This is a genomic window from Ralstonia sp. SET104 (assembly GCF_003851545.1).
Taxonomy (GTDB): domain Bacteria; phylum Pseudomonadota; class Gammaproteobacteria; order Burkholderiales; family Burkholderiaceae; genus Ralstonia.
On record NZ_BHVX01000030.1, the window covers coordinates 1 to 17,800 of the forward strand.

Annotated in this window: 20 protein-coding genes and 2 pseudogenes; 7 read left to right on the forward strand and 15 right to left on the reverse strand. The window is 58.9% G+C overall.

The window, feature by feature from the left end; all coding sequences use genetic code 11:
- Positions 1-1,096 (forward strand): IS66 family transposase (locus tag PSUB009319_RS22245; RefSeq protein ID WP_124384345.1); only part of this gene is annotated, 1,096 nt, incomplete at its 5' end.
- Here the strand turns inward: PSUB009319_RS22245 and PSUB009319_RS22250 are convergent.
- From PSUB009319_RS22250 to PSUB009319_RS23510, 7 genes are all read right to left on the reverse strand, one after another.
- Positions 1,063-1,434 carry a hypothetical protein gene (locus tag PSUB009319_RS22250; protein WP_124384346.1) on the reverse strand — a complete coding sequence of 124 codons (372 nt, stop codon included), beginning with the start codon at positions 1,432-1,434 and terminating at the stop codon, positions 1,063-1,065. The genes PSUB009319_RS22245 and PSUB009319_RS22250 overlap by 34 nt on opposite strands.
- A 48-nt stretch (positions 1,435-1,482) precedes the next feature.
- Positions 1,483-1,845 carry a hypothetical protein gene (locus tag PSUB009319_RS22255; RefSeq protein ID WP_124384347.1) on the reverse strand — a complete coding sequence of 121 codons (363 nt, stop codon included), beginning with the start codon at positions 1,843-1,845 and terminating at the stop codon, positions 1,483-1,485.
- Between the two features lie 62 nt (positions 1,846-1,907).
- A complete protein-coding gene (locus PSUB009319_RS22260; RefSeq protein WP_124384348.1) occupies positions 1,908-2,324 on the reverse strand; it encodes a hypothetical protein in 417 nt (138 codons plus the stop codon).
- 72 nt (positions 2,325-2,396) lie between these two features.
- Positions 2,397-2,813: a hypothetical protein gene (locus PSUB009319_RS22265; protein WP_124384349.1), complete on the reverse strand. Its 417-nt coding sequence runs from the start codon at positions 2,811-2,813 to the stop codon at positions 2,397-2,399.
- Between the two features lie 6 nt (positions 2,814-2,819).
- Positions 2,820-3,083, reverse strand: a complete 264-nt coding sequence (locus PSUB009319_RS22270) for a hypothetical protein (RefSeq protein WP_260393120.1) — start codon at positions 3,081-3,083, stop codon at positions 2,820-2,822.
- Positions 3,084-3,229: 146 nt separating this feature from the next.
- On the reverse strand, positions 3,230-3,670 hold the full coding sequence (locus PSUB009319_RS22275; protein ID WP_221620982.1) for a hypothetical protein: 441 nt from the start codon (positions 3,668-3,670) through the stop codon (positions 3,230-3,232).
- A 99-nt stretch (positions 3,671-3,769) separates the two neighbouring features.
- Positions 3,770-4,252 carry a lysozyme inhibitor LprI family protein gene (locus PSUB009319_RS23510; RefSeq protein ID WP_124384363.1) on the reverse strand — a complete coding sequence of 161 codons (483 nt, stop codon included), beginning with the start codon at positions 4,250-4,252 and terminating at the stop codon, positions 3,770-3,772.
- Positions 4,253-5,049: 797 nt separating this feature from the next.
- On the opposite strand from PSUB009319_RS23510, the gene PSUB009319_RS22285 reads away from it, so the two are divergent.
- The 5 genes from PSUB009319_RS22285 (at position 5,050) to PSUB009319_RS22305 (ending at position 9,156) form a co-directional block, all read left to right on the forward strand.
- On the forward strand, positions 5,050-6,294 hold the full coding sequence (locus PSUB009319_RS22285; RefSeq protein ID WP_185453536.1) for an Ig domain-containing protein: 1,245 nt from the start codon (positions 5,050-5,052) through the stop codon (positions 6,292-6,294).
- 94 nt (positions 6,295-6,388) lie between these two features.
- On the forward strand, positions 6,389-6,922 hold the full coding sequence (locus PSUB009319_RS22290) for a hypothetical protein (protein ID WP_124384351.1): 534 nt from the start codon (positions 6,389-6,391) through the stop codon (positions 6,920-6,922).
- A gap of 178 nt (positions 6,923-7,100) precedes the next feature.
- Complete coding sequence (locus PSUB009319_RS22295) at positions 7,101-7,580, forward strand: hypothetical protein (protein ID WP_124384352.1); 480 nt, start codon at positions 7,101-7,103, stop codon at positions 7,578-7,580.
- Positions 7,581-8,082: 502 nt separating this feature from the next.
- Complete coding sequence (locus tag PSUB009319_RS22300) at positions 8,083-8,658, forward strand: hypothetical protein (protein ID WP_124384353.1); 576 nt, start codon at positions 8,083-8,085, stop codon at positions 8,656-8,658.
- A 90-nt stretch (positions 8,659-8,748) separates the two neighbouring features.
- On the forward strand, positions 8,749-9,156 hold the full coding sequence (locus PSUB009319_RS22305; RefSeq protein ID WP_124384354.1) for a hypothetical protein: 408 nt from the start codon (positions 8,749-8,751) through the stop codon (positions 9,154-9,156).
- Positions 9,157-9,846: 690 nt separating this feature from the next.
- Here the strand turns inward: PSUB009319_RS22305 and terL are convergent.
- From terL to PSUB009319_RS22330, 5 genes and pseudogenes are all read right to left on the reverse strand, one after another.
- A complete protein-coding gene (gene terL, locus PSUB009319_RS22310; protein WP_124384355.1) occupies positions 9,847-11,313 on the reverse strand; it encodes a phage terminase large subunit in 1,467 nt (488 codons plus the stop codon).
- A 2-nt stretch (positions 11,314-11,315) separates the two neighbouring features.
- Positions 11,316-11,750, reverse strand: coding sequence for a DUF5681 domain-containing protein (locus PSUB009319_RS22315; protein ID WP_124384356.1), 435 nt, complete (start codon positions 11,748-11,750; stop codon positions 11,316-11,318).
- 3 nt (positions 11,751-11,753) lie between these two features.
- Complete coding sequence (locus PSUB009319_RS22320) at positions 11,754-13,139, reverse strand: DNA methyltransferase (RefSeq protein ID WP_124384357.1); 1,386 nt, start codon at positions 13,137-13,139, stop codon at positions 11,754-11,756.
- An 80-nt stretch (positions 13,140-13,219) separates the two neighbouring features.
- A complete protein-coding gene (locus tag PSUB009319_RS22325) occupies positions 13,220-13,735 on the reverse strand; it encodes a hypothetical protein (RefSeq protein ID WP_124384358.1) in 516 nt (171 codons plus the stop codon).
- A gap of 302 nt (positions 13,736-14,037) precedes the next feature.
- Positions 14,038-14,235: pseudogene (locus tag PSUB009319_RS22330) on the reverse strand (hypothetical protein); the annotation flags it as partial.
- Positions 14,236-14,264: 29 nt separating this feature from the next.
- Between PSUB009319_RS22330 and PSUB009319_RS22335 the strand changes: the two are divergent.
- Positions 14,265-14,450, forward strand: a pseudogene (locus PSUB009319_RS22335) (sulfurtransferase); the annotation flags it as partial.
- Between the two features lie 456 nt (positions 14,451-14,906).
- Here PSUB009319_RS22335 and PSUB009319_RS22340 read toward each other — a convergent pair.
- The 3 genes from PSUB009319_RS22340 to PSUB009319_RS22350 are packed head-to-tail and all read right to left on the reverse strand — an operon-like array spanning position 14,907 to position 17,718.
- Positions 14,907-15,914 carry an AEC family transporter gene (locus PSUB009319_RS22340; protein ID WP_374704226.1) on the reverse strand — a complete coding sequence of 336 codons (1,008 nt, stop codon included), beginning with the start codon at positions 15,912-15,914 and terminating at the stop codon, positions 14,907-14,909.
- 11 nt (positions 15,915-15,925) lie between these two features.
- Positions 15,926-16,945, reverse strand: coding sequence for a phosphotransferase (locus PSUB009319_RS22345; protein ID WP_124384359.1), 1,020 nt, complete (start codon positions 16,943-16,945; stop codon positions 15,926-15,928).
- Positions 16,942-17,718 carry an SDR family NAD(P)-dependent oxidoreductase gene (locus tag PSUB009319_RS22350; RefSeq protein WP_124384360.1) on the reverse strand — a complete coding sequence of 259 codons (777 nt, stop codon included), beginning with the start codon at positions 17,716-17,718 and terminating at the stop codon, positions 16,942-16,944. Before PSUB009319_RS22350 ends, PSUB009319_RS22345 begins: the two co-directional genes overlap by 4 nt.
- Positions 17,719-17,800 lie beyond the last annotated feature (82 nt).

The following is a 17,800-nucleotide window of genomic DNA, read 5'->3' on the forward strand; positions in this document are numbered from 1 at the left end:
ACTGGCGTGCACGTGCTGCGACCACATCGCACAAGCCGCTGCGCCGAGCCGCCCCATCGAGCGAGGCCTGGCTGGTCCGGGCTTGCTGGCCCATGTACTCGTCTCGAAGTTCGCGGACCATCTGCCGCTGTATCGCCAGTCGGTGATCTATGCGCGCGAGGGCGTCGATCTGGATCGCTCGCTGCTAGCGAAATGGGTCGGCCACAGCGCGAACCTGCTGCAGCCGCTGGTCGACGCGTTACGCCAGCACGTCATGGCAGCCACGAAACTGCATGCCGACGATACGCCGGTACCGGTGCTGGCACCGGGCAATGGCAAAACGAAAACCGGTCGGCTGTGGGTCTACGTGCGCGACGACCGGAACTCAGGCGACACGACACCACCGGCCGTCTGGTTCGCCTATACACCCGACCGCAAGGGCATCCATCCGCAGCGACACCTCGCATCGTTCAACGGCACGCTGCAGGCCGATGCCTATGGCGGTTACCAGGCGATCTACGAAACCGGACGGGTGGCCGAAGCCGCTTGCTGGGCTCACGCCCGACGGCAGTTCTACGAATTGCATGCTGCGCGGCCGAATGCCTTGAATACCGGAGCGCTGGAACGCATCGGCGCGCTGTACAAGGTTGAAGAAGCGATCCAGGGGAAACCGCCCGATGAGCGGCGAGCGTACCGGCAAACGCACGCCAAGCCCTTGCTCGACCAACTCCATGCGTGGCTGAGTGCCACGCTGGAAACACTCTCGCGCAAATCCGACACGAGCCGGGCGATCCTCTATGCGCTGAATCGGTGGGAGGCACTCACGCGCTATTGCGACGATGGGCACCTGGAGATCGACAACTTGCCGGTTGAACGTGCGCTGCGCGGCGTGGCCATCGGACGGCGGAATTACCTGTTCGCTGGCGCCGACTCGGGCGGTGAACGCGCGGCTGCCATCTACAGCCTGATCGGCACAGCCAAGCTCAACGGCATCGATCCTGAAGCGTATCTGCGCGCCGTGCTTACGCGCATTGCAGACCATCCGATCAACCGGATCGACGAACTGCTGCCGTGGCATCTGGATCAGTCGTCGTACTCAAGCGGCGTATCGGCGTAGTCCAGAACAATGGTGTGGATGCAAACCTCGCACCACTCACGGAACATCTTGAGCGTCCGGTTGCGCGGCCATAGATCTGGATCGACATACCAGTCCTCCAGCAACTGCTCGAAAACCACCTTCCAGTTCCGCTGAATCCAGCGCTTGCCTGGCTGATCCAGATCATCGGTGTCATCCGTGGGAATCAGGAACGCGGATGGTTCCTCGCGCGCATCCTCGAACGTGACGGTGGCATTGGCTGGAGTGGGATCGGTCGCGTTGATCCATTCGACGAACGGCGCCTTGGGCAGGATGATGGCAACGACCCGGTTCGTAACGTAAAGCGGCTCCAGCGGCATGCTGTCGATCCTCGTGTCAGAAGATCGCATGCTAAAGCAAGACGGCCATCAGGCCACGCTTACAAATCGAATCCACGCGTCATCGTCCTTCGACTGTGACGTCTTGATGCCAGCTTTCACGGCATGAAACTTGGCTGCAGCAAAGTCGTGGAAGCAGGGAGCCCCTATGACATCCTTATTGATTGCGGAAAATCTGGAACGAGATCGGATGTAGCACCAGATAACGGAAAGGACTTGCCGCTCGTCGAAGCCAAACTCAAAGCCAGCCGACTCCGCAGACGAACTGTAGCTATCTGCAGTGTTTTCATGCAGGCGGTCGAAGTTATAGATAACGTCCATGTCAAAGTGCTCCAGCACCTCTATGACAGAGTCGCTCTTCAGATTTTTGCCGAGATAGCTTGCTAGTCGCATCTGCATGCCTTGGGTTGTTGCAGTCCAATTTCAGACTGGAAGTGTTGCTCCGTAAGGCATCTCTACTCAGCAACGAAAAAATGTCTTTGCGTAGAGGGCGTACGCCCCGGCATAGAGATGCCTGCTTCTGCCGCAACGCCGACATTGTCGCCTTGCTTGTCCACCCGAAGCACGCATGATGAATGCATTTCGAAAGCGTGTGCCTCATCACCAGTGGAAAGGACGATTTCTGCCTCTTTCCCGCCATTCGGGGTCAGCAGCAAAGCGACGCCGTTCTGAACCCAGAACGTCTCTTGTTTGGCAGGGCTCCCATGACGTGAAACCGAGATTGTGAACAGGCCGCGCTGCGTAAAGTGAAGCGCAACTCCGTCAGCGGTTTGAACCACATGCTCAATCCAGCACAGATTCTGTGCGCGGACTAAGGTTGGGGCTGCAACAGCCGTAGCTGCAAAAAACGCCAATATAGCGGCACGTTTCATGGTCTCAATTCCTAGGGCACTATGAGGCGCCCGCTCATCGCCGGAAGCGGACGGCGATGAGCTCATCGCCAGCTATTCATACTTAACCTTGTCAGGCCAATCCCCTGGCTCCTCCATTTCCATCAATGCCCACGTCTTTCCATCGATAGTTTGAAGCTCAGGTTCCTCCAAGGGCATAGACATCACCCTTACAAGAAATCGAGACAACGCCGCATGGAATTCAAGGGTAAATATTTCAGGCAGCGTGCCTTCTCTGCGCTCGTGAAAATATTGCGTGCCGATAACCTCAGACCGACTCGAAACGGGCGCGTTAACTTGGTAATTGACGGCCCGCTCCAGAAGCGGGCGAAGCGTCTGCTCCAAGCAATAGCTATCAGAATCATTCGCTACCGGTATCAGCGGCAGAAGCGCGGCAACTGTACGGGCCAGCGCGACTTGATCGACAGCCAAATAACGCGCACCATCGAACGGAACCAGAACCGCGCGCATACCCCCTCAGTTTACCTGCTTGGCTGCAAGATAGACCAAAGCACGGGCCGACAGCACCAATGGTGTTGGGCCCCCACCCTCGATGAAGTCGACCATTCGTCCAACCGGCCAAGACTCGCGTAAGCCATCTACAAATTCGATGCCGTGTTCATCTCCTCGGTAGTCATGCCAGTAACGAGCGATTAAGCGGTCGCCATCATAGATGTGGTAGCGGTAGTCACCGAAGGATTCTCGAACCGACACATCAAGCTCGATACGGAAGCTCATCATTTCTCCCCGAGAAAACTTGTGCTGCGGTCACAGAATGAGTTACCGAAGCATACCGAACGACCGCTTCTGGCTGCGGAAGCGGTCAATTCGTTTTCGGCCAGTCGATGTCGGCTTGCTGATGTCACCGCTACCTGAAAAGCGTCAGCTTATGGCTGGGGCACGAGGGTATTGGACGCATCGAGCTCAACGATAGCCTTCACGTGCCGGAATAGCGCATCCATGTCCAGAGCGGGGTTGACGCCTCTAAGTCGACCAAACAGTGATTGCTCGGCAACCACCGTGCAAGACCAAACAACTTCGCTACCACGAGGAAGAATGTCTGAGGCCTCTGTTGAAGCGTAGTTGTGGACGCTACCACAGCCGACCCAGAGCAAGTATGGCTTTCGCTGAACGACCAGACACCATCCCCAATCTTCGGGAATGACCTCTTCCACAAGGCGGCCTTCCGCAACCAAACGGTCATGCAACCACCGAGCAAATTGCCGGCCGTAACATAAAGGATTCGTTTCTTCGTCTTCGCCTGGCTCAATCTCGAACTGGGTTGAGCGAAACCAAAATTGCTGTGGGTTCATCGGCTCCTTCACCATTCTTCGTTCATTGAACTTCGGTGGTAGCAGAAAGCATATCCGGCATCCAACTCAATTGACCGCTCCTGACCGACTGCTGCCCGACCCGGCCGGCCTGAGCTAGTCTGCTCTATGGACGGCGCCAGGTTCCTCGTTGAGGGTAATACCGTATGAGCTGGCCAGACTTTCAAGTTCGACCGCTCGAGCGGATGACAGTTTGCCCTCGCAAGCTGTGACCGCAATAGCCGCTTGGTCGTCTCTGCTTGGGTTGCCGGAGAGAATGACAAGCTGTTCGACACGGCAGGACTGCCGGCGCAAGTTCAGCCACGTATGTTGGGCTGCGACAAGGCTTGCAGCCACATGCAACGGTGGGCGATTGGGGTATGAGCGAACGTACTCCGCATCAACCCTTCTCAGGCCCACGAGGACTTGCGAATAGACCGAAATCAACCTCCGCTCTGCCGCAGAACTTTCGTGGCCTGCGCGTTCCACGACTTCGGCCGAAGCAACAGGGTTGTCGCAGTCGTTACTCGCATGTGCGACCTCACAGCACGCGAGGAGCGAAGCAAGCAGCAGACCACGAAAGACCGAGCACTGTCCGATGTGTCACGGGGACTTCACCGTGCCAGCATTGGTCGGCGCCGAAAATGCAGATTCAGAGTCCACGACAGTTATGACAGACGTGTGATTCCCGCCGTGGGCCGGACGAGTCACCAATCTCAAAAATCAGGGAGGGCGATGAGGACGGTTCTCAAGCTGACTGCAGGCCAAATCAAGCCACGGGTCAGTGGCCACGGCGGTTGCACTGCGACTGACCCCATTGCGGTAGATGGGCGACTCCATGTTCGGCTCACGTACAGGGAGGCGACGGTCAATCGAGTCGACAGCGGTTGGCGGTTAATGAGCTGCTATCGCTTGGGGGGATTTCTCCCTTTCAGCGTGGGCTCGAAGCGACTTTTCGCAGCAGTGTTAAATTGCCGCATGAAATTATTTAATGTAAATATAGATTTTAGATATTTTTATATCTACATGGTGCCTGCTCTTTGTTTGTCGTATCCAGTGCCTCGTGACAGCACACTCCTCCCTCGCAATTACGTGCTCCGAACGATATTGGGAAAAATCTGCAGGGTAGATACTTTTCAAGCCCAACTTGAGAAGGGTGTGGCGGACTCTATAACGTCGTCGTGCCCACGCTAGACTCTCTCTGGTTTGCGCGGCGTTCTAGCCATGCGCAGGCATCCTTGCGATTTTATCGGTTAGGTACGCGGCGAGTTGCCGCCGGTCCCAGGAAACCAATTGTTAGTTCATTCGCAAGGAGGAGGGAGGCTCTGTCCAAACTTGGACAGAGAGATACAAAAGCAACCATAAGAGTCTGAACGATGATATTCAGGGAGCGCGTTGTGCGTGCCGTCAGCTGGCTCGCGAGTATTGCTGTTGTCTGTGGCGGGCTCGCAGGATGCGGTGGAGGTGGTGATGGGGCCACTAACGATTGCAGTGGCGGCAAAAACGTCTACACCAACCTCACTTTCGTCAACGCTTCATTGGCGTTGTACGTCGGCAAATCCATCACGCCGCAAACGCCCAGCACGCCGGGTGTTCCCTCCGCGTGCATGGGCTCCACGAATTTTTCCGTGGCCTCAGGCCAGTTGCCGCCAGGGATTACCTTGGATTCCAAAACCGGCGTCGTCTCCGGCACACCAACGCAAGCTGGCATCTTTTCTTACCAGATTCAATTGACGCTCGATGGCTTCGCCGGGTCGGTCTCGAACGCCGTCTCTGTTGACGTCGCAGACCCCAGCCTGTTTACGGTCAGTGCGTGGAAGGTTGCAAATTCCAACCTTCCCATGACGGACGACTTCCGGCTGGATGCGATTGGAAGCCAGCTTGTGTCCCTCACCGCAGGTTTCTATTCGCACACGATGGACACCTATGTCTCTTCAGATGCCGGAAAAACCTGGGGCATCAAGAGCATCGCAGGACCACAGCCATTCACAAGAAATTTCTCGACCACGTCCGACGGAACTTCCATCTATTACTCATCCGGGGTGACAACCACGGGAGTGTTCCCCGGCGGCGTATGGAAGTTCGACGGTGTGGCGTGGACGCAGCGGACCGCCACAGGGTTTCCGGCACGTAAGCGTCATGCTCTCGTTAAGCTCAATGGTGCTTTGTACGCTATTGGTGGAGTTTCGCCAACGGGCACGTACCTGGGCGATGTCTGGCAGTCGACAGATGACGGTGCAACGTGGACGTATCTTGGCACTCCCTTTTCTGGAAGAGCCGACGTTTGCGCTGTGCCTTTCCAAGGGCAACTGGTTGTGACCGGTGGTTATGGGGCGAATACGGCCTATGCCGACATCTGGACGTCTGCGGACGGTCAGTCTTGGCAGCATCAGTGGATTTCGCCGACCAGCAGCCCCTTTTTCGCAGGTGTCTTGGGTCCGCAATGCGCGGTCTCAAACGGCCGACTCTATGCTACGCAAGACCTTGGCGTGGTATCCACGTCGGACCTGAAGTATTGGAACTTTGAGCCCTTCACGCTGATTTCGAACAAAGCACCGGGGATGGCTGCGATAAACGGCGCGCTCTACTTCGCCAATGGAACAGGTACTTCCATGCGAACGCTGATGACGTCGGCGCCCTAGCCGGTTGTGCTCATACGCAGCTTCGGATACCGGACAATGTACCCAGACTATCCGCAAAAAGGGGGTATAAAAATGCGAACCAAGATTGCTTTGCTTGCTGGCGCACGAGCAGTTGGTGGCTGCGCACAAACCGGAGCGCATTGATATGCCAACCGCCAATCAACTCGTGCGAAGGACGCCATGGAAACTCGGAGGCGTCGCGCACGCCCTCGCTCTCCTAGTGCTCGCGACTTTCGCCCAAGCGCAAGTGTTGAACTCGCAGTCGCCGAGCGACTATTGGGCATCGTGTGCGGCAGCAATGACGCAACGAGCGCTTATCCACGAAGAGCTCGGGCGAGAAAGTGCGGAGCCATACTACAAGGCTATCGGCTACTACTATCGCCTGTCTTGCGCATTTTCGAGCGCAGCGGAGACGAAAGTCGCCTACGCCAAGGCAAGGGAGGCGCAAACGGAGTCCTTCCAACAACAGGTCAAACTGTGCAAGCCGGATGGTTCGTGTATCGCTAGCATAGTTGAGAAGCTGGAAGGCGAGCTTCTGGTGTGCGCGGGAGAACAGAAACGGCAGCGCGACGACATAGCCAAAGTCGCAGACGCACTTGAAAAATGCAAGGTTGAGATACGGCACTAACGTCGACGACTCGAGGTAGCAGATGACAAGCGACAACAAGCAGGCAGAATCAATTTGGCGGCCAGCGTGCCGCTGGATGACTGCAACAATTATTGGAGCGTCTCTTCTCGCTGGTTGCCAGACTGGTACAGCGCACCGCATACCGCTGGACGTTTCGTCCCTGCAGTCGGGGAGGGGCATGGTCATCTTTTCAACGAGCACTGACGAAATCACAAGCCGATTGCCTGTATGGCTGACCCTTGTAGACGCTGACTCAAAGAATCGCTATGCGCGTCCTTGGTGGCCAATGCAGTCGCCGGCAAAGGACGATTTCGAAGTGGACCATGGTCGGGTCTACGCGCTGCAGCTCAGAGAAGGTGACTATTTTCTGGTTCCGACACTGACCAAGCCTGCCTTCTGTCTGACCAGTTTCCCTACCTACAGATTTCATGTCGGGGCGGATGAAGTTATCTACCTCGGAAATTTTCAGGTGCTGAATCACCAGACGTTTAGGCAGTCCAGCCTCTTAGAGGTTCGCGATGTCACATTTTTCTTGGACCGAAACCCGATGCTCCGGTCCAAGCAAGTTCAGACCCGCATCCCTATTGCATCCCAGTATCACCGGCGCGAATGCGATGCCCCAGATTTCGTGACTGGAACAATGTGGGCCGAGCCGTGACTGGCAGCGTCCCAGCGAGGAATGGGCCGCCTTCATACTCGTTTCCGCCGGGACTCCGTCATTGGAATCTGCGACAACGTGACGGGCCTAGTGGAAGACCTGTACTTCGTAGACTCCGAGATTTCCGACCTTAGCAATCTCAGAGATGTCATTGGGACCGGCGTCCCTTCGACGCCATAGTGGTCACCAGCACTCAATTCGTACTTATGATGAGGGGGAGGTATGGGGGTGGCGCTTGCTGGAATCGCGTTTCGTTCAACGGATGCGAGTCAGTCAGTCGAAGCTCCGGTAAGTCCTCTAAAAAATCGAGAGCTTTCAGCTCGCGCGCGGAAACCGGAAGCGCTTCAGCCTGGCATCCATACTGAACTTGCTAAGCGGGCGTTGAGGCTAGCGGATGAAAGACTTGTTACTTGAGCCCGAGGTGGCGGGTGCGTTAGGAGCGAACACCATTGTTGACACCAGCGTGTAGCCCTCGGCTTTTCACCAATTGGAGAGGTTTGGAATGAGAAACAGCCTCGTATTAGCCAGCGTGTGTCTTGCAGTTGCCGGATGCGCGACTGACAAATCGACAAAGGTAGGCACACCCGCCTACCTCTCGGCTCAAAATGGTTGTGCGGTGGTGGCCGGCGGAAGCCTTGGCAGCGATTTCGCTGACCCAAAAATCGAAGGCTTTTGGCATGAGGTCAATCGCCAAATTTCATCTAGCCTTTATGAGAAGTTGTCTGCGGATGGATTCAAGGCAGTTCCTCTCACGGTTGCTCGCGACGATGACGCGGTACGCGTCATCGCTGCAGCGGCAGCGCGCAACCGCTGTAACCGAGTCATTCAAGTCGAACATACCGTTAGCGAGGATGGACAGGGCAAGTACTTCAGCTATCAAGTTTCACTAATGCGATTCAGCGCCACTGGAAGAACCGCCGATGGGACTCAGGTCAGGACCGCTGGCGAGTACCAGCGGTCCTATCGCTTTCCCCGGACGGCAGAGACGTTCCGCACGCTGACACCAGTGGGATTCGCCGCTACGGTATTCGCGGACCTCAAGGCCAGTGGAAAACTCGAGCCTCTGCGGCAGCCTTGAGATAGTGCAAGGACCCTCGCACGCCTCTGACCGCTAACGGCCAGGAGCCGACATTTCCATAACAGCAACGAGGGTTAGGGGAGAGTTCTGATGATTTCGATAGGCGCGGTATACCTAGGGCCGGAACATGAAGGTTCGGAGGTCCACGTAACAATCACCTCCGCGATTGCGATACTGAAAGAGCTGCGGGGCCCCGGTGATGTTGAGACTCCCCTGGTCAATGCTGTCTTTGTAGTGAAAGGGTCTCAAGGCGCCCCAGAATTCGACTATCCCCAGTACGGCGAGCAGTCGCCTACAGCGGTCGTGGTGCAGCTTCCACTGAACGTTACGGGACTAAGTGGTCAACAGCTTATTGATGAAGTCATCGAGGGGTTGCGCGGCGCAAACGCAATGGCTTTCGAATACTTCAGGCAGCGAGGCGAGGTGTTCCGATTGCGCGATGCCGAAGCTCTCGTCACGCAAATCGCCACGAAGCTGCGAACGTTCAGCGCAACTTAACCATCCTGTGTCCGAGGCGGACCCATACTGCGTCAGTTGCCGGTACCGGCCAGTAGCCGACGTTGGTACCACAGCGGTTAGCGTCGCTCCGAGACCGGATGCTGCCATCCGAGATGAAGATTTGCGAACGGCCGCGTTGTTTAGCGGCCGTCGACGGAGTCATCCTTGCCATCGGAGCCGCACTAATCGTCGTCGCCAACGGCGTCCCCGCCGCTGCGACGGTCTTTCCGGCCATAGCCCCCGCAAAAAAAATCACCCTGCTCGACGGGATTCGGCGGGGTGACTAATGGGCAGAGGGAGAGAACCCTCCGACGAGCAGTATGGCTGGAATTTGGGTTATTTCATCCCGCCGAAAGAGGCGTTGGGCGCAATGGCCGCTCAGGTGTATGCTGAACAGCAGTTCATCTACGCAAACGTGTTCCTAGCGCGCAAACGTGTTGGTTGCCGCGCGCCCGAGATCGCGATCGTCGTGTCGCAATCACAGTCCTAGGGAAATGAGCCGACGCGCGGCGTCCACGCCGTTGTCATTTGCGTGCTTTGTGTGGGCTCAATGTCACAGTCATTTCGTCAGCAGCCGCACGTGCACGTGGCGTGAACCAGGAAATCTGGAGGGACTGCGAGATAGTCGCACCATCCCGAGAGGTCCCTTCCGATTGCGGCACGTACGAACCCTCTTCGTGCGCGCTTCCCTCACTCTTCACCGCGCTTGCGCCCCTCAACCAGTTCTTGGTAGTAGCCAATGATGCTGGGATCGAACGGATTCGACTGTATCCACCTCAGCGCCTGGGTTGTGGAATCGACCTGGTCGTCGTATCTTGAGGCAGGGAAGGTCGTGAGTTCATGGATGTAGCTGTCTAGCCAATACGCACTGCGCGGCAGAAGCACCTGCCCAGTCTCGAACATGCCTGTGGTGCCGAAAAAGCGGACCGACTTGTCACCTTCCGGCTTGCAAGGCTTCACCTGCCGGAGGCCGTGACTGGGCAACTCCTGGATGAGCTGTGTGCCGCTGGACTTGTCTTCCACCAGCACGCAGTCCGGACTGTACCGTTCCGCCAGCATGATGGCCGCCTTCCGCAGGTCCGGGAAGTCCACCTTCTCTCGATAAACGTCCAACAGGTAGTTCTCCTCGCCCTTGATACCCCATGTTGTACACACCGAGTAATCGGCGAGCTCGGTCACCTTCGCCGCTGTATCCCAGCTCTGCACGATGTGATCGAACTCTGCCGGCTTCTCATGCGGTTCGTAGTAGCGAATCCATTCGCGCTTCAGCAGCGCACCACCGCGCGGCGCCGGCAACTGCTGATACTGCGCCGCGAAGTGATATTCCCCCTGCGTCCCGCGAATCTGCGCCAAGACTTCCAGCGGTTCCCGCTCCGGATGCAACGCCTCGCCGGCCTTGCGCTTGAAGATGCACGGGTCAATCGGGGTATCGATCCGGTATTCCTCGTCCGTTTCAGCAATGGCCGGCAGTCGCAGCACTTCCCAGCCTTTCTGCTGGAGCACATGACCGACCAGATCGTCCTCGTGCAGCCGCTGCATGATGATTAGCACACCGCCCGTCGCCTTATTGTTCAGACGCGAGATCACGGTACCGTCGTACCACTCGTTGGCGTTGTTGCGCAGCGTATCGGAGAGCGCATCTTCCGGCTTGAGCGGATCGTCGATGATGACGTAATCGCCACCCTTGCCGGTCAACGTGCCGCCCACGGACGTCGCCAGCCGCATGCCTTCCTGGGTCGTAAAGAACTCGGCGACTGCCCGCCGGGCAGGGCTGAGCTGCGTACGAGGAAACAGGCGCCGGTACAGGTTCGACTGCATCAGCTTGAGGCAGCTACGCGCATGGAAATCGGCCAGGTCCTGCGAATAGCTCGCACAGATGATCCGCTTGGTCGGATCCCGGCCGAGCAGCCACGCTACGAGGCTTACACTCGCACAGTGGGACTTCAGGCTACGTGGCGGCAGCATGATGACCAGGCGCGTGAGCTTGCCGTCCGCAAACTGCGTCAAGCGGTCGGCGATCACGTCGATGTGCCAATTATGTAAGTACCGCGTCCCGGGGTTGAGTTCATCAAAGGATGCACCGACGAAGGTGGCGAAATCATTGCGCCGCAGCAGATCCCATTCCAACGGCGTGACGCGTGGAGGTTGGCGTGTCATGGCTAGTTCTCCTGTTCAGGGGATTCTTGAAGGCCAGCCAGGCGCGCAAAGAGCGCCCGGGTCACGGTGCGTTCGAGTTCGGGATCGAGCGGCGCCTCGGCAGTGGCAGCGCTGGCTTCAGCCGCCTCGGCCTGGGCGAGCAATGGCAGCAGCATGCGCATGGCCACCAGATCCCCAGCCGCCGAACGGTTTGCCAACTGGCGGCAGATCACGGTGCGCTTGGTCAGGCGCTTGCGCTTGCCGTGCTCGGTAACGACCACGGTCTCGCTCAGCGCGAGGCGCAACTCGGTGGCGAAGTTGCGCTGCCCCTTGGGACGCCCCCTCGGGTTGCCCGATTCGCCTTTGCGGAACTGGGTCGTCTTCGGTGGCTTGCCATAGCCGACCTCATAGGAGGCGGCCCCCGGTGCTGTCGTGCCGTCTTTGGTGCGCTTCGCCATGATTTACCTCCCCGTATCTGTTGTGGATTGACTGCGAGATGGTTTCTTGCGCCGCTCGCGTGCAGCGAAGGTCTGGCCGGTGCCGACGTGAATGGCCGCATCCCCGGTATCCCGTTGCCAGCGTCGGATCACGACATCGACGTAGCGCGGATCCAGTTCCATGCCACGGCAGCGCCGTCCCACCCGTTGGCAGGCCATCAACGTGGTGCCGCTACCCAAGAACGGGTCCAGCACCACATCGCCGCGCGCGGACGCATCCAGAAGGGCGTCGGCCACCAGCCGGATCGGTTTGACGGTGGGGTGGAGCGCGAGCAGATCGCCTTCCTCGCCTTTGCGGTCGCTGACGATGCTGGGGTAGTGCCAGACGTTGGAACGGTCGCGGCCGTGGCGGCCCAGTTCGACGTTGTTGCGGTGCCGACCTTTGCCGTGCTTGAAGACGAAGATCAGCTCATGCTGGCTGCGGTAGAGGCTGCCCATGCCGGCGCGATCCTTGACCCAGACGGCCAGGTTCTTGAGGGCATAGGGCTGTTCGGCCGCGGCCAGCAGCTCGTGGGCATGGCGCCAGTCCATGCAGAGGTAGTGGAGGGCACCGTCCACGCTGTGTGCCGTCATGTGCCCAACCACCGTGGCCAGGAAAGCCTGGAACTCGCCAGAACTCATCTCGCCAACCGCCATGGCAAATTCCCGATGCCGGATCTTGCCCTTGCCACCCACAAAGCCGTCGATCGGCACGTTGTAGGGCGGATCGGAGAAGACCATCGTGGCTTTGTCGCCGGCCATGAGAGTGCGATAGGATGCTTCCCCCAGCGCGTTCCCACACAGGATGCGATGCTCGCCCAGTTGCCACAGGTCGCCGACCACCGAGACGGATTGCGCCTCCAGTTCGGGCGGGGAATCGGCAGGGTCGGCTGGATCCGCCTCTGCCAAGCCCTCGATCCGCAGGTCGATTTCGCCCATCGAGAAGCCCGTGGCCTCGATGCTGAAATCCAGATCGACGGCGGCAAGCTCCTGCAACTGCTCCGCGAGGAGCCGCTCGTCCCAGGTGCTGAGGTCGGTTAGCCTGTTGTCGGCGATCTGGAAGGCGCGCGCTTGCTCGGGCGACAGGTGCTCCAGGCGGACGGTGGGGACCTGGCGCAGCCCGAGTTCCCGGGCCGCGAGCAAGCGGGCGTGACCGGCCAGGACGCGATCGTCGGCGTCGATCAGGATCGGGACGTTGAAGCCGAAGGACTGGATGCTCTCGGCCAGGTGCCGGAGCTGGCGCGGGTTGTGCAGCCGTGCGTTGAGTGGATCAGCGCGCAAGGCCTCGGGAGGCCGGTAGCTGATGTCGAGCGGATGCCGTCTGGCGCTGCCGCTCCTTGGGGGCAGCGCCTTGCGAGTGGTGGTTGCCATGTGTCGCTCCTGGAAGCGTCCGGACCATTCCGGCTCACATGACCCATTTCACACTCACTTGTCGCAAAAAAACGGACAGATCATCCTGGGGAATTCGGTAGGGCCGTCGCCAGCAACCTTCGGAGCGTGCGAGGATCAGGGAGGGGCAATTTGGGGTGCTGCTGCTCCAAATGGTCGAGCACCTTTGCCACCAATTTGTGGCGAGGGGTTCCTTGCAGGTGGTAGGTCAGGAGCAACCGCTCGAGCAGGGCGTGATCGAGGTACCCTGTTCCTTTGCGCAGCGCTGGAAGCCTGATCAGCCGCTGGTATGGTCCGCTCCATCGTTGGCGCGACACGTCGTACTGGGTAGGCGCGCATTTCGGCTTCCTGCCGCACTGTTTGCGGATCGCTTGCTCGGCCGGGTCTCGCACGCTCGCCGCCATCAGTAACTCTATATCCTTCAGCACTCGCGACGTCTGCGGCATTCCCAGGTAGATCTGCAAACCGTAATGGCGCTGAACGAGGTCGATCTCGTTTTTGGTGAGCGGGCTCCCACCTGCGGAATGAATTTGCTTAATCTGCAGGGCGGCTGCGTCCAGATTCGGCCTTTCGTTCATGGCATTCCCCAGTTAGCTACACCTAACACAGCGGCAGTCGGGCTCCGACGGCCGGTGCATTTAGTCTACCCATTTCGCTCCGTGTGAGGTGTGCGCTTTCCATTGCTTGGACCCTCGGAAAGCGATGAGTGAGCTCTAACGAATGTTCGGAGATGAACCTGTCCGTATTTTTGTGGGCGAGGCGATTGAACAGATCGTTACGCGCACACACAAGGCGCAACGCGGCAGCCCGCTCGGCAAGGCGGTTTTCTTCAAGCAGTAGCGTTCTGGGAAAGTAGACAGGCACGATCGGTCACCTCGAATCATGCGCCGCAGTAGACTGCCAGCAAGGCTGCTTCCGTCTCGTGCGCCTCAACCGGAAAGCTTGCAGCACCGGCAAATGCCAAGTAGCGCGCGCGATGCTGGCCGTTTCGGAAAGAGACAACACCTTCTTTTTCCAGACCCACTAAACCGAGTAGCGTACGGCAGTTTCGCGTACGGAACGAGACATAGGGCATCTCGGTGTTGATTTGCACCGAATTCTGACCCATGTGCGACGGTTGGGATTCACCGGGATACGCCGATCATCGTTTTCTGCTTCAAAGGGGCGCGTGCATCCACTACGTTCGTTGCGCTTGAGGAAGCCGGCATCAAAGATGTGCAGCTTTACCTCGGCTCCTGGAACGAGTGGTCGCGCGACCCTTCTCTGCCTATCGAAGAAGGGTTGCCCTACTGATGGAGCGGCGCCAGCGGCCTTACGCAAGTCGTGCCCATGTTTCGCTTCAGGACGCCAATGTATGTCGGACCAGTTCATGAATCTCCACTACCAGATGATGGAGCAGATGATGCTGAACCAGCAGATGTGGAGGCGGGCGCCACGGTAGCGGAGATTCGGCTAATGGTGCATGACCATGGAAAAGTCAGCGTGCGAGCGCGTAAGACCGTTTTGGTCGCCATTTCTTGCAGGCGTGGCATTAGGGTTGGCTTTGCTCGGTTTAATGCCTTCGACGACGCTGGTGTTGAGCGGGTGACCGCAGCAGGCCTGATTTCTGTGCCAATGCCCATGGCAAGTCACAGCCTGCTGAGGTGCTGAATGAGGTGGGGCGTATTGGGCGTGCGTGGGGATGAACCGACTTTAGTGGCATTCTCGCGCTCTTGCAGCCTCCCAACGAGAGGAGCGCATACAGCGGCCTCAGCCGGGCCTGAACAAAGTGGTGGGCACCACGGTCACGGCGATGATCGAAAAGCTCACAAGTCCTGCCGCAGTGGTTCCCATGACGATTCGCGCGACGCGTCCAGCGTCTGCGCCAAAGCGTTCAGCCAACATCGGCACGTTGCTCGCACTTGGCAGTGCTGCCACTAGGACCAGCACCATGGCACTGTATGGGTCGAGCGGCACGCCAATCGCGATGGCGGCTCGCCCTGCAACCAGGACTAGTAGGGGGTGGAGTAGCAGTTTGTATGTTACTAGGCGCGCTACGTCGCTACGCATCGGCAGCGCTAACCCTGATGCCTGAGCCTGCCGAATGGATCCATGCGAGCGTGCAAGCATGCAACCTAGCGTGAAAAGTGCAACCGGCGAAGCGGATTGCGCGAGCATCGTGACAACCTGCAGTATGGGTTCCGGTGGCACCAGTGCCATCCCTGACGACAAACTGCCCAGGAATATTGACCACGGTAAAGGATTGAGCGCCATCCCCTGCAGAGCCTGGACAAACGTTGTACCCGCCGCCTGACCGGTGTGCCGATCTAATCGCGACGTGGCGATGCACAGCGATGAGGTCAGCACCATATCGATCGACAGCGCCACAATGGACGGCGCGGCTGCCCGTTGGCCGAGCATAGCCACTAGCAGTGGTACGCCCAAGAAACCGGAATTTGGAAAAGCCGCTACAAGGGCGCCAAATGATGCGTCGTTCCAGCCGATGCGGCCGCGGTGCGTCGTCACTACCGCGAGTGCCAGCATGGCCAGTGCGCATAGTAGATAAATCAACGCTGTGCCTGCATCCATCAGACTGGCGATTTGCGTGTTCGCGGCAAAGCGAAAAAGCATCGCTGGAAGTGCCAGATAGAGCACGAACACGTTGAGTCCGGGAATCGCTTCGGTCGGCAGGAGCCGGCTTCTGACCGCGGCGTAGCCGCATAACACCAGCGCAAAAAAGGGAAAGGTGACGGCCAGGATATGCCCCAGAAGATCCATCGCGTGTCCTTTCAATCCTCGATTTGGCGCTGCGCGATCCGCCAGCCGGCTTCGGCCATGCGGCGAGCGCGTTGGCCGGTCTGTTCTGCATCTGCTGCCGCTGCGTTGCCAAGACGTGCCCGTGCCAGGATGCCTTGCAGAATAGCTGCCATGCGAAACATGTTGAAGGCCAGCAGAAACTCCCAGTTGGCGGGCTTTGCCCGACCGGTCAGGCGGCACCAGGCCGCCAGGTGCTCGGCCTCATCGGGAATCCCGAGGGATGCAATGTCATAGCCTTTGAGGCCACGGAACTCCTGCGGCGTTACACGCCAAGCCATGCAGTGATAAGCAAAATCTGCCTCCGGATTGCCGAGGGTGGACAACTCCCAGTCGATCACGGCGAGTGCCCGCGGCTCGGTTGGATGGAAGATCACATTGTCGATGCGGAAATCGCCATGGATAAGTCCGCTCGAGCCCTCTTGAAGTGGTTGAGAACACAACCACGCAATCAGTTGCTCCATGGCTTCGATGTGCTCGGTCTCGCTGGCACGGTACTGCCGTACCCAGCGATCGATCTGCCGCGACAGATAGTTTTGTGGCCGTCCAAAATCGGACAGCCCGATGGGCTGAACGTCTACTTTATGGATGGCGGCGGCCACCCGTTGCAGTTCGGCGTAGATGGCTGTGCGCTGCGCCGGTGCCATGCCCGGAAGCGAGGGATCGATAAAGATGCGGCCGTCGATGTAGTCCATGACGTAGAAACTGCTGCCGATCACGGACGCGTCCATGCACAGCGCATGCATACGTGGCACTGGCACATCGGTGCCGGCAAGCGCCTGCATGACGCGGAACTCGCGGTCAATGGCGTGGGCCGAGGCGAGCAGCGTGCCAATCGGCTTGCATCGCAGCACCCATCGGTAGGCTCCGGCGCTGAGCCGGAAGGTTGGGTTGGATTGGCCGCCAGTGAGCGGCTCGGCCTGCAGGTCGCCCTCGAAATCTGCCACGTTGGTGCGTAGCCAAGAGGCAAGACGCCCCATGTTCAGTGCATTCATAAACCACTCACCAGATGCCCGCCATCAACGGCGATGACCGAACCCGTCATGAGCCTGCCAGCATCGCTGGCGAGTAGCAGTAGGGGGCCGTCGAGATCTTGTGGTTGGCCAAAACGCTGCTGCGGAATACGACACCGGAGCCGTTCTCCCGCCATGGAGCCGAGAAAGTCCGCGTTGAGCTCTGTCGCCACGTATCCGGGCGCCAGCGCGTTGACGCGTATCCGATGGCGCGCCAGTTCCAGCGCCATGGCGCGGGTAAGGTGGATCAGCCCCGCCTTTGAGGCGCAGTAAGGCGCCACCGCGCCAGCTACACGCTCGCCAGTGATGGACGCGATGTTGATGATGCTGCCGCCCGATCCTGCGTTCACCAACCGTCTGGCTGCCTCTTGTGATACCAGCCAGGCGCCTTTCAGGTTGGTGTCTATGACCTGGTCCCACTCGGCTTCGGACTGCTCCAGCGCGGGTCCTGAAACCGCCACACCGGCGCAGTTGACCACGATGTTGGGAATCAGGCCGCGCGCATGGAGCTCGTCAAACGCGTTGCCGATCGATTGACCACTTGTCACGTCAAGCGCAACTGCACAGGCTGAGTGGCCTTCGATTTCAAGCGCTTCGACCAGTTGTGCCAGCCGATCGGTTCGCCGGGCCGCTGTGATGACGTGCGCGCCGCAGTTGGCAAGCAGGCGGGCAAAGTGCCTGCCGAGGCCGCTGGAGGCCCCGGTAACCAGAGCGGTGCGCCCATGCAAGCGGAACGTGTCGACTGCATGCATCATGCACGTGCCTCCGTCGCGGTGCCTTTGAGGATGTGCTTGGCCAGACTCCACCGGTGCACCTCTGAGGGGCCGTCATAGATCC